This window comes from Pseudomonas sp. Marseille-Q5115, from assembly GCF_916618905.1.
Lineage (GTDB): Bacteria > Pseudomonadota > Gammaproteobacteria > Pseudomonadales > Pseudomonadaceae > Aquipseudomonas > Aquipseudomonas japonica_A.
In genome coordinates this window covers 2,780,948-2,795,211 of sequence record NZ_CAKAKI010000001.1, presented here as the reverse complement: position 1 = coordinate 2,795,211, position 14,264 = coordinate 2,780,948, and the positions used below count along the sequence as shown (strand labels likewise).

Sequence of the window (14,264 nt, the reverse complement as noted above, 5' to 3'; positions counted from 1 at the left end):
CTGCGGGGCGCGGCAGTCACACCCCGTTTCGCACCAGTTCGCGGGCGATCAGTAGCCGCTGGATTTCGCTGGAGCCCTCGTAGATCTGGGTGATGCGGGCATCGCGGTAGTATTTTTCCACCGGGTAGTCTTCCAGATAGCCGTAGCCGCCATGGATCTGTAGCGCCTTGGAGCATACCCATTCGGCCATTTCCGAGGCGAACAGCTTGGCCTGGGAGGCTTCGGACAGGCAGGGCAGCCCAGCCGAGCGCAGCCGGGCAGCATGCAGCACCAGCAGCCGGGCGGCGTTTACCCGAGTGTGCATGTCGGCCAGCAGGTTGGCGACGCTCTGGTGCTCCACGATGGGCTGGCCGAACTGCACCCGCTCCGTGCCATAGCGCAGTGCTGCTTCCAGCGCGGCCCGGGCGATACCGACCGCTTGTGCGCCGATGCCGATCCGCCCGCCTTCCAGGTTCGACAACGCGATGCTCAGCCCCTTGCCGCGTTCCCCAAGCAGGTTCTCGGCGGGTATGCGGCAGTCGCTGAGGGTAATGGCGCAGGTGTCCGAGGCCTTGATCCCCAGCTTGTGCTCGCTGCGGTCCACGATAAACCCGGGCGTGGAGGTGGGTACCAGGAACGCCGACAGCCCCTTTTTGCCAAGCTCGGGGTCGGTAACCGCGAACACGATGGCCAGCTCGGCCCGGCGGCCGTTGGTCACGAACTGTTTGGCCCCGTTGAGCACCCACTCGTCACCCTGGCGCTCGGCGCGGGTGCGCAGGTTGTGGGCCTCGGAGCCGGCGTGGGGCTCGGTCAGGCAGAAGCAACCAATCGCCTGCCCGCTGGCCAACCGTGGCATCCAGGTATCCTGTTGGGCGGCAGTCCCGAACTTGAGGATTGGCCCGCACCCTACCGAGTTGTGCACGCTCATGAGGGTGCCCACAGCGCCGTCGGCGGCGGAAATTTCTTCCACGGCCAACGCATAGGCCACGTAGTCGAGGTAGCTGCCGCCCCATTGCTCGGGAACCACCATGCCGAGCAAGCCCAGCTCGCCCATTTGCGCAACGACCTGGTCGTCGATCCAGCCCGCCTTTTCCCAGGCCTGGGCGTGGGGCGCGATTTGCGCCTGGGCAAACTGCCGGGCCATATCCCGGAACATGACCTGCTCTTCGGTAAACTCGAGGTCTTGCATGTGTCACTCCCTGCGCGGCCTGCTACGCCCCTGTCGCCCGCTGCGCGGGCCTGTGGGGTCAGAGGCCTTCGAATAGTTCTTGTAATTGTCGTTGGCCGGGTGCGGGTTTCCACCGAGGCCGGTTGTCCTTGTCAATCAATACCGCACGAACGCCCTCCAACAGGTCGCCGCGCTCGAACCACTGAGCCGCCAGGTGCAGCTCCATGGCAAAGCAACTCTCCAGGCTCAGCTGCCGGCCGAATACCAGCATCTCACGCGTGACCGCCATGGCCAGCGGCGAGCGCAGGGCCATTTCATCCGCGGTGCGCAAGGCCCAGTCGCGGCTGTCGGCCACGTTCACCTGGCGAAGCTGTTCAATGATGCTGGGCACCTCCGGTTGGTTGAAGAAATGATCGATGGCAGGCCGCAGGCGATCCAGCGGTGGTTCGGGCAGTGCTTGCACGCCAAGCTTGGCCAATATGTTCTGGATATCCTTGAGCGGCATCGGCGACCAGTCCACCTGGCCCAGCCGCTCCTCGAACTGCGCCAGCCGGTCGTGTTCCACGAACCAGTCGGCCAGCCCGCAATACAAGGCATCGGCGGCCTGGATACGGGCGCCGGTGATGCCCAGATACAGCCCGATGGCACCTGGCAGCCGGGACAGGAAATAGCTGGCGCCCACGTCGGGGAAGAAACCAATGGCGGTTTCCGGCATGCCCAGCCAGCTGCGCTCGGTCACGATGCGCAGTTCGGCGGCTTGCGCCAGGCCCATGCCACCACCCAATGTGAAACCGTCCATGATCGCGACCACAGGCTTGCGGAATTGATGCAGGGCCAGGTCGAGTTCGTATTCTTCGGCGAAGAACGCTTGATGCACGGTGTCGTGGTGTTCGTAGCTTTTGCACAAGGCGCGTACGTCGCCACCCGCGCAGAAGCCCTTGCTCCCGGCGCCGCGCAATACCACGGCGAACACCTGCGGATCATCCGCCCATTCGGCCAGGCAGGCACGAAGGGTGCGGACCATCTCCAGCGTCAGGGCGTTGATGCCCGAGGGACGGTTGAGCGTGAGGTACCCCACATGATTGCGCACCTCGATCAAAACGGTGTCATCGGTGACGCCGGCCTCCTGGCCGTTGGCGGAAATAGCCTGTGCAGACATTAGCGAGGTCCCTGCTTATTGTTTAGGCGGGCCCGAGGGCGCGCGCGTTGCCGGGATGGCAAGCATCCTGACAGCCACCTTCGCGCGCTTCAACGGGCATTGGCGCAGCCACGGCGTGCGTATTTGCACGTGGCTGACCACCAGATTCAGACCGGATCCACGCCCCATGGTTCGGCTGTGGTGCAGGCGCCTGAAAAGGCGTGGCTACGCGGGTTACAGCTGGGCGGGCGGGGCCTCTGACGGTGGGTCGCCGACGCCCGGCTGGCTACCGGGTAACGGGGGCGCATTGTCAGGGTCGTCCACGGGCGGTGGCAATGCTGGCTCATCGATATTCGGGTCGGGTACGTCAAGCGGTTCAGGCAATGGCAGTGACATGGCTATGCTCCTTTGGCGCGGGGTTTCACATCGTGACCTCAGCGTAGCCCCTAAGGCTCAACCGAGCCGCCCGGAGGTTGCATATAGCGCGCAACGCAGGCTGCTTGAACTTTCATTTAGGGCCAGCCTCCGAATTCAAAGGTCGAGGCCGCCCGGCTTCGGCAAGGCATACAGCGAACGCAACGCGTCCACGGGGCGTAGGGAGCGAAACTCGATGACGGTGGAACAAACCTTTGAAACGGGCCCAGGGGCCCCTCACGGTGAGCATCCGGAGCACCGCTTGAGTGTGTCCGAGGCGCTGTTGTTGCCGCGCATCGCGATCGAAGACGTAACCCCGGTGCTTGACGATGGGGCCTGGCCGATCAAGTCCTTGCCCGGGCGCATGCTTACCGTGGACGCCAAGGTATTCACTGACGGGCACGAGAAGCTGGCCGTGCTGCTGCGCTGGCACAAGGTGGGCGATGGTCACTGGCACAGCACGCCCATGCAGGACCTGGGTAACGACAGCTGGCAGGCCGAGATCAGCTTCGACGAAGTGGCCCGTCACAGTTTCATGATCGAAGCCTGGCGCGATGATTTCGCCAGCTACCGCTACGAGCTGGAAAAGAAATACGGCGCCGGGGTGAACATCGACCTGGAACTGGAGGAGGGCCGGCTGCACCTGATGCACGCCATCGGCCGCAGCGAGGGTGAACTGCGCGATCGTTTGCAGGCCATCCATGACCTCCTGGGCGGGCTCGATCAGGATCGACGTGTTGCCTTGCTGTTGGAACCGGCCACCGCCCAGGCCATGCGCGAAGCCGATAACCGCCCGTTCCTCAGCCGCAGCCCCGAATACCCGGTTGAGGTGGAGCGCAAGCTGGCGGAGTTCGCCAGCTGGTATGAGCTGTTCCCCCGGTCTATCACCGACGACCCCAACCGCCATGGCACGTTCAACGACGTGCACAGCCGGTTGCCGATGATCCGCGACATGGGCTTCGACGTACTCTATTTCACGCCCATCCACCCCATCGGCCGTGCGCACCGCAAGGGCCGCAACAATTCGTTGGAAGCCGGCCCGGATGACGTCGGCAGCCCTTATGCCATCGGTAGCCCTGAAGGTGGCCATGAGGCCATCCATCCACAGCTGGGCACCCGTGAAGACTTCCGCCGTTTGGTGAAGGCTGCAGCCGAGCACGGCCTGGAGATCGCCCTGGACTTTGCCATCCAGTGCTCCCAGGACCACCCGTGGCTCAAGCAGCACCCGGGATGGTTCTCGTGGCGCCCGGACGGGACTATCCGTTACGCCGAAAACCCGCCGAAGAAGTACCAGGACATCGTCAACGTCGACTTCTATGCCGCCGATGCGGTGCCCTCTCTCTGGACAGAGCTGTGCGAGGTGGTGTGGGGCTGGGTACAGGAAGGGGTGAAGATCTTCCGCGTGGATAACCCACACACCAAGCCGCTGCCATTCTGGCAGTGGATGATCGAGGAAATCCGCAGCCGTGACCCGGATGTGATGTTCCTCGCCGAAGCCTTTACCAAGCCGGCGATGATGGCCCGCCTGGGCAAGGTCGGTTACAGCCAGAGCTACACCTACTTCACCTGGCGCAACACCAAGGCCGAGTTGCACAAGTACTTCACCGAACTCAACCAGCCGCCATGGTCACTGTGCTACCGGCCGAACTTCTTCGTGAACACACCGGACATCAACCCGTTCTTCCTGCATGAAAGCGGGCGCCCCGGGTTCCTGATCCGCGCCGCGCTCGCCACCATGGGGTCGGGGCTGTGGGGGATGTATTCGGGCTTTGAACTGTGCGAGTCGGCGCCCATTCCCGGCAAGGAAGAGTATCTGGATTCGGAGAAGTACGAGATCCGCGTGCGGGACTTTACCCAGCCGGGGAACATCATCGCCGAGATCGCCCAGCTCAACCGCATTCGCCGGCAGAACCCCGCGCTGCAAACCCACCTCGGGTTCGCCTTCTACAATGCGTGGAACGACAACATCCTGTATTTCGGTAAACGCACCCCGGACAAAAAGAACTTCATCCTGGTAGCGATCAACCTGGACCCGTACAACGCTCAAGAAGCGCAGTTCGAACTGCCGCTGTGGGAGTTGGGTTTGGACGACGATGCTTCGGTGAACGGCGAAGACCTGATGACCGGGCACCGCTGGACATGGCATGGCAAAACACAATGGACCCGCCTGGAGCCGCATATGCCGTTCGGTATCTGGCGAATGGAAAAAGTTGCCTTTTGACGGATGCGTATAAATGGCCAAGAAATCGCGCGAGGCGTTCTTGAATGACCCGCTCTGGTACAAGGATGCGGTGATATACCAGGTACACGTAAAGTCGTTTCACGATTCCAACAATGACGGCATAGGGGACTTCCCTGGCCTTATCGCCAAGCTCGACTACATCGCCGAGCTTGGCGTAAACACCATCTGGCTGTTGCCGTTCTATCCCTCGCCCCGGCGCGATGACGGCTATGACATTTCCGAGTACAAGGCTGTGCACCCCGACTACGGCACCATGGCCGATGTACGCCGGTTCATCGCCGAGGCGCACAAGCGCAACCTGCGGATCATTACCGAGCTTGTGATCAACCACACCTCCGACCAGCACCCGTGGTTCCAGCGGGCGCGGCGAGCGAAGAAGGGGTCGCGGGCGCGGGACTTCTATGTATGGTCCGATGACGACAAGAAGTACGACGGCACCCGGATCATCTTCCTGGACACCGAAAAGTCGAACTGGACCTGGGACCCGGTGGCAGGGCAGTACTTCTGGCACCGGTTCTATTCTCACCAGCCCGACCTGAACTTCGACAACCCTCAGGTGATGAAAGCCGTTATTGCAGTGATGCGCTACTGGCTGGACCTGGGTATCGACGGCTTGCGCCTGGATGCCATCCCGTACCTGATCGAGCGCAACGGCACCAACAACGAGAACCTCCCTGAAACCCACAAGGTACTCAAGGAGATCCGCGCCGAAATCGACGCCAACTACCCGGACCGGATGCTGCTGGCCGAAGCCAACCAGTGGCCTGAGGATACCCAGCTGTACTTTGGCGACCGCAAGGGCGATAACGGCGATGAGTGCCACATGGCATTCCACTTCCCGCTGATGCCGCGCATGTACATGGCGCTGGCTCAGGAGGACCGCTTCCCCATCACCGACATCCTGCGCCAGACGCCAGAGATCCCGCCAAACTGCCAATGGGCAATCTTCCTGCGCAACCACGATGAGTTGACGCTGGAGATGGTCACTGACCGCGAACGGGACTATCTCTGGAACCACTATGCGGCCGACCGCCGTGCGCGGATCAACTTGGGCATTCGGCGCCGCCTGGCGCCTTTGCTGGAGCGTGACCGCCGCCGTATCGAACTGCTCAACAGCCTGCTGCTGTCCATGCCGGGAACGCCTACCCTGTATTACGGGGACGAGATCGGCATGGGCGACAACATTTACCTGGGCGACCGCGACGGGGTACGCACGCCGATGCAATGGTCGGTGGACCGCAATGGCGGCTTCTCCCGCGCCAACCCCGCCAGCCTGGTGCTGCCACCGATCCAGGATCCGTTGTACGGCTATCAGGCTGTGAACGTGGAAACCCAGGCCGGCGACCCGCATTCGTTGCTGAACTGGACCCGGCGCTTGCTGGCGGTGCGCAAGCAGCAACAAGCGTTCGGCCGCGGCACGCTGAAAATGCTGACTCCCAGCAACCGGCGGATTCTTGCGTACCTGCGCGAGTACACCGATGCCGAGGGCCGCACCGAGCACATCCTGTGCGTGGCGAACGTGTCCAGGGCTGCCCAGGCCGCCGAGCTGGAGCTGTCGCCGTATGCCGGCATGGTGCCGGTGGAAATGCTCGGCGGAAATGCCTTTCCCCCCATCGGTCAGTTGCCGTTCCTGCTGACCTTGCCCCCTTATGGGTTTTACTGGTTCCTGCTTGCCCCGGAGAACCAGATGCCTAGCTGGCACGTGGAGGCCGCACAACCTATGCCTGATCTGGAAACGCTGGTGCTCAAGAAGCGCCTGGAAGAATTGCTCGACGGCCCAGCCCGTCACACCATCGAGCACACCACCTTGCCGCAGTACTTGCCCAAGCGCCGCTGGTTCGGTGGCAAGGGCAACGCCATCGACAGCATTCGCGTGGCCTATGGCGTACGCTTCAGCCAATTGCCGGTGCCCGTACTGCTCAGCGAAATCGAAGTGAGCAGCGGGGGCGTACTCAGCCGGTATCAGTTCCCGTTCGGGTTCGTCCCGGAAGACCTGATCAGCAGCGCCTTGCCCCAGCAACTGGCGCTCACCCGGGTGCGCCGCAACAACAAGGTAGGCTTGCTGACCGACGCCTTCGTGCTCGAAAGCTTTATCCGCGCCGTAGTGCGTGGGCTGAAGGCGGACAGCGTATTGCCGTGCGCCGAGGGCCAGTTGCGCTTCACCCATACCGCCCAAATGGACGCCTTGAACGTGGCGGACGAGCCCCCGATCCGCTACTTGTCCGCCGAGCAATCCAACAGTTCGGTGGTGATCGACGGCAGCATGGTGCTCAAGATGATCCGCAAGGTAAGCGGTGGCGTCCATCCGGAGCTAGAAATGGGCGCCTTCCTCACCGAGGCAGGCTATCAGAACATTTCGCCACTGATGGGCTCGGTGGTGCGCGTGGACGAAGCCGGTGTGCCGCACCTGTTGATGATTGCCCAGGGCTACCTGAACAACCAGGGCGACGCCTGGGAATGGACCCAGAACAACCTCGAGCGGGCCGTTCGCGATGAGCTGGACGCCGCCCGTTCCGAGCAGGAGCAGCACTACAACGCGCTCGAAGAACTGAAGGCGTTCGCTGGCATGCTCGGCCAACGCCTGGGCGAAATGCACGTTGCGCTGGCAGGGGACACCGACAACCCGGACTTCGCCGCGCGGGTGAGTGATGAAAAAGATGCCCAGGCATGGAGCAAAAGCGTAACGGCGCAGGTCGAACGCGCGTTGCACTTACTCGAACAACACAAGGACACCTTCACGGATGACGCCAAACCCAAGGTGGCAGAGCTGCTGGGCCGGCGCGAGGCCTTGCTTTCCCACGTGGAACGGCTTGCCCGTACCGCCGTGGGTGGCCTGGTGATGCGGGTTCATGGCGATCTTCATCTGGGCCAGGTACTGGTGGTGCAGGGCGATGCTTACCTGATCGACTTCGAAGGTGAGCCGGCACGGCCGCTGGAAGAGCGCCGTGGCAAGTACAGCCCGTACAAAGACGTGAGTGGTGTGCTGCGTTCGTTCGACTATGCCGCGGCCATGGCGGTGCGCAGTGCCCAGGCCGTGGACAGCTCCACAGAAGCCGCCGATGCTCGCCAGCGTGTAGCCGACCGCTACCTGGCGGAAGCGCGTCAGGCGTTCATAGAAGCGTATGGCCTGGCCAGCGCTACCTTGGCTCATGCCTGGGAAGACCCCGAAGGCGAGCGTGCCGCGCTCGAACTCTTCAGCCTGGAAAAGGCTGCCTACGAAATCGCTTACGAAGCCGAGAATCGCCCGAGCTGGTTGGCCGTGCCCTTGCATGGCCTCTTCGGGCTGCTGGCTATCAACGGAGACAACACATGAGTGCGCAACAGGGACAGGGCCGCGCCCAGGGCGTATTTCCGCCAGACGCGGACATACAGGCATTGGTGCGTGCAGAGCACCCCGACCCGTTCGCGGTATTGGGGCCGCACGGAGATGGAGCGGAGGGCCTGTATGTACGGGCTTATCTGCCCCATGCCATGCGGGTGGAATTGGTAAGCAGCCACAGTGAAGATACGATCGGGCACCTCGAAGAACATCCTTCGGTGCCTGGATTCTTCGCTGGCCGCCTCGAAGGCACACGGGATTATCGGCTCAAGATTCATTGGGCCACCGGTGTACAGGTGGCTCACGATCCTTACAGCTTCGGCCAGCAGCTAGGTGAAATGGATCTTTACCTGTTCGCGGAGGGTAATCATCGCAACCTCAGCGACGCCATGGGCTCGCAGGTGATCAACGTTCACGGCGTGGAAGGCGTACGGTTCTCGGTGTGGGCGCCCAATGCCCGCCGGGTATCGGTTGTAGGCCATTTCAACGGCTGGGACGGCCGTCGCCACCCCATGCGCCAGCGCCATCCTAGCGGCGTCTGGGAGATTTTCATCCCCGCGCTCAACGCAGGTGAAATCTACAAGTACGAAGTGCTAGGGCAGCACGGCGTCTTGCCGCTCAAGGCAGACCCGTTGGCGCGCTGGACCGAATTGCCGCCCGCCACCGGCTCGCGAGTAGCTACGCGCTTGCGCCACCAATGGGGCGACCAGGCCTGGATGGAAGGGCGCCAGGAGGCCGCCGGTGCCGACAAACCGCTGTCCATCTATGAGCTGCACGCCGGCTCCTGGATGGTGGAAACCGACGAAGCCGGTGAATTCAGCCGGCACTACAGCTGGAGCGAACTGGCCGATCGGCTTATCCCTTACATTCAGCAGTTGGGCTTTACTCATATTGAGCTGATGCCGGTGATGGAGCACCCGTTCGGGGGATCGTGGGGCTATCAGCCGCTGAGCCAGTTCGCCCCCTCGGCCCGCTTCGGCGAGCCGGACGAGTTCGCGGCCTTTGTAGACGCCTGCCACCAGGCGAATATCGGGGTGATCCTGGACTGGGTGCCCGCGCATTTCCCGACCGATGAACATGGCCTGGCCCGGTTCGACGGCACTGCGCTGTACGAATACGACAACCCGCTGGAAGGCTTCCATCAGGACTGGAACACCCTGATCTACAACCTCGGGCGCACCGAAGTGCACGGGTTCATGATTGCCTCGGCGTTGCACTGGCTCAAGCATTACCACATCGACGGCTTGCGAGTAGACGCTGTGGCGTCGATGCTCTACCGCGACTATTCGCGCAAGGCCGGCGAGTGGGTACCCAACCAGTATGGCGGCCGTGAAAACATCGAGGCGATCGAATTCCTGCGCCACCTCAACGACGTGGTCGTCCAGGAAACCCCCGGCGCGCTGGTGATCGCCGAGGAGTCCACGGCCTGGCCAGGCGTAAGCCAAAGTACCCAGCAAGGCGGCCTGGGCTTCTCGTACAAGTGGAACATGGGCTGGATGCACGACACGCTGCATTACATTCAGAACGACCCTATCCATCGTCAGCATCACCACAACGAACTCAGCTTCGGGCTGATGTATGCGTTCTCGGAGCGCTTCGTGCTGCCGATTTCTCACGATGAAGTGGTGCATGGCAAGCATTCGCTGATCGACAAGATGCCGGGCGACCGCTGGCAGAAGTTCGCGAACCTGCGGGCCTACCTGGCCTTCATGTGGACCCATCCCGGCAAAAAATTGCTGTTCATGGGGTGCGAATTCGGTCAGTTCCGCGAGTGGAACCATGACCACCAGCTGGACTGGTACCTCACGCAGTATTCAGAGCATAAGGGCGTGCAGCAGGCCATCAGCGACCTGAATCGGTTGTACCGCGAGGAGCCGGCACTCCATGAACAGGACTGCAAGCCGCAGGGCTTCCAGTGGGTGATTGGCGATGACGCAGTGAACAGCGTGTACGCCTATCTGCGCTGGAGCCGCCATGGCGAGCCGCTTTTGGTGGTGGCGAACTTTACCCCCGTGCCGCGTGATAGCTACCGCATTGGCGTGCCGGTGGCGGGCTTGTGGGACGAGGTGTTCAACAGCGACGCGGAAACCTATGCCGGTTCCAACTACGGCAACGGCGGCGCGGTGGCCAGCGAAGAGATCGAAAGCCACGGCCAGGTCCATTCGCTGAATCTGCGATTGCCGCCGTTGGGTGTGCTGATTCTGCAGCCTCAGGTGGTCAAGCAAGCGAGGTCTTTGGGGTCGGATGCACCCCACGAGTGAGCGCCTCTGAATCTCAAGGGGCTGTCGGAGCCGGGTAATTAGCAGGCTCCGCCAGCTCCCACAGGTTAAACGTGGGCAATTAAAGGTGGATCTCTACCGCCAGCGGCAGGTGGTCTGACAGGTGTGTCCACGGGCGGGTGCCGAGGATCCGCGGTTGGTGGCTGGTGGCGTTGCGCAGGTAGATGCGGTCCAGGCGCAGCATGGGGAAGCGGGCAGGGTAGGTTTTAGGTAACTGGCCCAGGTTGCGCTCGAATGCCTCGTGGAGGTCGCCATACTGCGCCAGGGTCGCGTTGCCCTTGAGCTGCCAGTCGTTGAAATCCCCGGCGATGATCACCGGGGCATGCGGTGGCAGCGAGTCCAGCAGTTGGCGTAACAGCCGAAGCTGCTGCTGACGGTGGTGCTCCATCAACGACAAATGAACGCAGATGGCATGGACGCCGTCTTCGTGCCCAGGCACCTGCAGGATGCAGTGCAGGAACCCGCGCCGCTCCGGCCCCGTGATGGATACATCCAGGTTGCGGTAATGGAGGATAGGGTACTTGGAGAGCAGGGCGTTGCCGTGATGGCCGTCGGGGTAGACCGCATTACGGCCATAAGCGAATTCGGGCCACATGCTGTCGGCCAGAAATTCATATTGGGACACCTGCGGCCAGTTGGCGAAGCGTGAGGCGTGGCGGTCATGGCCGCCCAGCACTTCCTGCAGGAACACGATATCCGCGCTGGTGCTGCGTACCGCTTCACGCAGCTCCGGCAGAATGAATCGGCGGTTGAACGCAGTGAAGCCTTTGTGCGTATTGACCGTGAGGACACGTATGCGGTGAACCTCACGGTCGCGTTTTGCGCCCCCATGCGGGTTGCTGGCACCCTCGGCTGGCTCGGCGTACACAGTGGCTCCTCGAATCGAAAACGGTCACAGCTTCAGACCCGAGGATGGCTAGCGCAGTTCCAGCGACCTCCTCCTAGGACCCGTGCAAGCTTCTTCGCGAGCTACGCCCGTTGCACGGCGCCCGCTTCCTACGGGCGCAGATCGAGAGCCAGCAAATCAGTCGTCTTCTTCGTGATGCGCTTCGAACAGCAGGAACGAACGGCCGGTCACCATGAACTCCGTGCCAAAGTCCAGCGCCTCTGGGTCGCGCAGGGTAGGGCGGTTGGTGTCCACCAGACAATTCCAATGGGTGCCTTGAGGCACTTCCGGCAGCGTGAAATTCACCACGTCGTGGTGGGCGTTGACGATGATCAGCAAGGTAGCGTCGTCGCCGCGTTTGCGAATACCCGTAGGTTGGGCACGGCCGTCCAGCAGCATCCCCAGCGCGCGGCCATTGTTATCCTGCCACTGCTCCGGCGTCATCTCGTTGCCATGCGGGTCCAGCCAAGTCACGTCCTTGACCCCCAGTTCCTCGTTGTATGTGCCCACCAGGAAGCGATTGCGACGGAGCATCGGGTACGTCAGGCGCAGCTTGGTGAGCCGGCGCACGAACTTCATCAACTGCTTGCCGTCCTCGTCCAGCTCCCAGTTGATCCAGCCGATCTCGCTGTCCTGGCAGTAGGCGTTGTTGTTGCCGTTCTGGGTACGGGCGAACTCGTCGCCGGCCACCATCATGGGCGTGCCCTGGGAGAACAGCAGCGTGGCAAAGAAGTTACGCATCTGGCGCAGGCGCAGCTCGATGATATTGCGATCATCGGTGGGGCCTTCAACACCGTGGTTCCAGGACATGTTATTGCTGGTACCGTCCTGGTTGTTCTCGTCGTTCTCTTCGTTGTGCTTCTCGTTGTAGGACACCAGGTCCTTGAGGGTGAAGCCATCGTGGGCAGTAACGAAATTCACGGAGCTGAACGGCCGACGACCGCGATGGTTGAACAGATCGCCAGAGCCGGTCATGTGCGAGGCGAATGCTGCCAGCTTGCCTTCGTCCCCTTTCCAGAACGAACGCACAGTGTCGCGGAACTTGTCGTTCCATTCCGCCCAGCCTGGCGCGAAGTTACCTACCTGATAACCGCCCGGGCCGCAGTCCCATGGTTCGGCGATCAGTTTTACCGAACGCAGTATCGGGTCTTGACGGCAGGCCACGAGGAAGCTGTGACGCTCGCTGAAACCATCGTGGTAACGACCCAGGATCGTTGCCAGGTCGAAGCGGAACCCGTCCACGTGCATTTCGCTGGCCCAGTAGCGCAGCGAGTCGGTGACCATTTGCAGTACGCAAGGGTGGCTCAGGTCCAGTGTGTTGCCGGTACCGGAATCGTTGATGTAGTAACGCTTGTCGTCGGGCATCAGGCGATAGTACGAGGCGTTGTCGATCCCCCGCATGGAAAGGGTTGGGCCGCGCTCGTTGCCTTCGGCGGTGTGGTTGTACACCACGTCCAGAATGACCTCCAGGCCTGCTTCGTGCAGGTGGGCGACCATTTCCTTGAACTCGGCGATCTTGCCGCTGGCCAGGTATTTGGAATGCGGCGCGAAGAACGCAATGGAGTTATAGCCCCAATAGTTGTTCAGCCCTTTTTCGAGCAGGTGCTGGTCGTTCAGGAAGCCGTGAATAGGCAACAGCTCCACAGACGACACGCCCAGTTTCTTGAGGTGGTCAAGTACGTCGGGGTTGCTCATGCCTGCGAATGTGCCGCGTACCGACTCGGCCACCGAAGGATGGCGCATGGTCAGCCCGCGTACATGGGCTTCGTAGATGACCGTCTTGTCCCACGGCACCCGCACGGGCTGATCCTGGCCCCAGGTGTAGGCCGGGTCGATCACCTTGCACTTGGGCACGAAGGGCGCGCTGTCACGTTCGTCGAAGCTCAGGTCGTCATCGGGGTGGCCGATGGTGTAGCCGAACAGGGCTTCGGACCACTTGAGCTCCCCCACCAGCTGCTTGGCATAGGGGTCGATCAGCAGTTTGTTGTGGTTGAAGCGGTGGCCGTTCTTCGGGTCGTACGGGCCGTACACCCGGTACCCGTAGATCAACCCGGGATGTGCGTCCGGAAGATAGCCGTGATAGATCTCATCGGTGTATTCGGGCAGCTCGATACGGGCGATTTCATGTTCGCCACTGGGATCGAACAGGCACAGCTCCACCTTGGTGGCATGGGCCGAGAACAGCGCAAAGTTAACGCCGAGGCCATCCCAGGTTGCGCCGAGTGGGAAGGGCAGGCCTTCGCGGATACGGGACGGATCAATGGGCGATTCGGGAATATCAGGGGTAGCGGCCGCTTCAGCGGGTTCAGTTTTCTTTTGCCGGCTCATGGGGAGTCCTTCACGTTTCAAACGCTTGAATAAAAAAGAGATGTCGAGGCGGCTGGACCGCTAACTACGCACGCTACCCGGAAGGGCCGCGCTGGCGGCCTGGGTAGAGTTGCTGCAAGCCCGGCGGCGGGAAGCCGGCCGGGCGGGGGCGGGGGTCAGCTCGCTGCAGGCTTCTTGGCGCTGCGAGGTTTTTTCTCGGCGCTCGCTGCCTTGGCGGCAGGCTTGGGTGCCGCGGCAGGCTTGCTGGCCGCCGCCTTGGGCGCGGCCTTCGGTGCAGCCTTGGCTTTGGTCGCGGCGGCAGGTTTAGCTGCCTCCGGGGTCACCTCATCCTTGGGCTTTTTCGGGGCCTTGCGGGGCAGCTTTGCGGGGGCCTTGTCTTCAGCCTCGGCCAGCTTGCGCGCCATTTCCCAGTGCCGCTGCGCATGGCCTTCCGGGCGGCCTTCCGATTCCCAGATGTAGTAGGCAAACTCTTCAACGCGTTTATCGCTAACACTCATAGCCATGCTCCTGA

The 14,264-nt window shown here is 62.2% G+C and carries 9 protein-coding genes; 3 read left to right on the top strand and 6 right to left on the bottom strand.

Going from position 1 to position 14,264, the window contains the following annotated elements:
- Positions 1-16: 16 nt before the first annotated feature.
- The 3 genes from LG385_RS12885 to LG385_RS12875 all read right to left on the bottom strand — a co-directional run bounded on the left by LG385_RS12885 (position 17) and on the right by LG385_RS12875 (position 2,681).
- On the bottom strand, positions 17-1,168 hold the full coding sequence (locus tag LG385_RS12885; RefSeq protein WP_225774609.1) for an acyl-CoA dehydrogenase family protein: 1,152 nt from the start codon (positions 1,166-1,168) through the stop codon (positions 17-19).
- 58 nt (positions 1,169-1,226) lie between these two features.
- Positions 1,227-2,306 carry an enoyl-CoA hydratase/isomerase family protein gene (locus LG385_RS12880; RefSeq protein WP_225774608.1) on the bottom strand — a complete coding sequence of 360 codons (1,080 nt, stop codon included), beginning with the start codon at positions 2,304-2,306 and terminating at the stop codon, positions 1,227-1,229.
- 213 nt (positions 2,307-2,519) lie between these two features.
- On the bottom strand, positions 2,520-2,681 hold the full coding sequence (locus LG385_RS12875) for a DUF935 domain-containing protein (protein WP_225774607.1): 162 nt from the start codon (positions 2,679-2,681) through the stop codon (positions 2,520-2,522).
- A gap of 214 nt (positions 2,682-2,895) precedes the next feature.
- Between LG385_RS12875 and LG385_RS12870 the strand changes: the two genes are divergently transcribed.
- The 3 genes from LG385_RS12870 to glgB are packed head-to-tail and all read left to right on the top strand — an operon-like array spanning position 2,896 to position 10,521.
- Positions 2,896-4,920, top strand: coding sequence for an alpha-1,4-glucan--maltose-1-phosphate maltosyltransferase (locus LG385_RS12870; RefSeq protein WP_225774606.1), 2,025 nt, complete (start codon positions 2,896-2,898; stop codon positions 4,918-4,920).
- 13 nt (positions 4,921-4,933) lie between these two features.
- On the top strand, positions 4,934-8,254 hold the full coding sequence (treS, locus tag LG385_RS12865; RefSeq protein ID WP_225774605.1) for a maltose alpha-D-glucosyltransferase: 3,321 nt from the start codon (positions 4,934-4,936) through the stop codon (positions 8,252-8,254).
- The gene (gene glgB, locus LG385_RS12860) at positions 8,251-10,521 is read left to right on the top strand and encodes a 1,4-alpha-glucan branching protein GlgB (RefSeq protein WP_225774604.1); all 2,271 of its coding nucleotides are present in this window, start codon (positions 8,251-8,253) and stop codon (positions 10,519-10,521) included. Before treS ends, glgB begins: the two co-directional genes overlap by 4 nt.
- A 79-nt stretch (positions 10,522-10,600) precedes the next feature.
- Here glgB and LG385_RS12855 read toward each other — a convergent pair whose 3' ends face one another.
- From LG385_RS12855 to LG385_RS12845, 3 genes are all read right to left on the bottom strand, one after another.
- Positions 10,601-11,335 carry an endonuclease/exonuclease/phosphatase family protein gene (locus LG385_RS12855; RefSeq protein WP_181116376.1) on the bottom strand — a complete coding sequence of 245 codons (735 nt, stop codon included), beginning with the start codon at positions 11,333-11,335 and terminating at the stop codon, positions 10,601-10,603.
- 228 nt (positions 11,336-11,563) lie between these two features.
- On the bottom strand, positions 11,564-13,753 hold the full coding sequence (glgX, locus tag LG385_RS12850; RefSeq protein WP_225774603.1) for a glycogen debranching protein GlgX: 2,190 nt from the start codon (positions 13,751-13,753) through the stop codon (positions 11,564-11,566).
- Between the two features lie 155 nt (positions 13,754-13,908).
- The gene (locus tag LG385_RS12845; protein ID WP_225774602.1) at positions 13,909-14,250 is read right to left on the bottom strand and encodes a DUF2934 domain-containing protein; all 342 of its coding nucleotides are present in this window, start codon (positions 14,248-14,250) and stop codon (positions 13,909-13,911) included.
- Between the last annotated feature and the right edge of the window lie 14 nt (positions 14,251-14,264).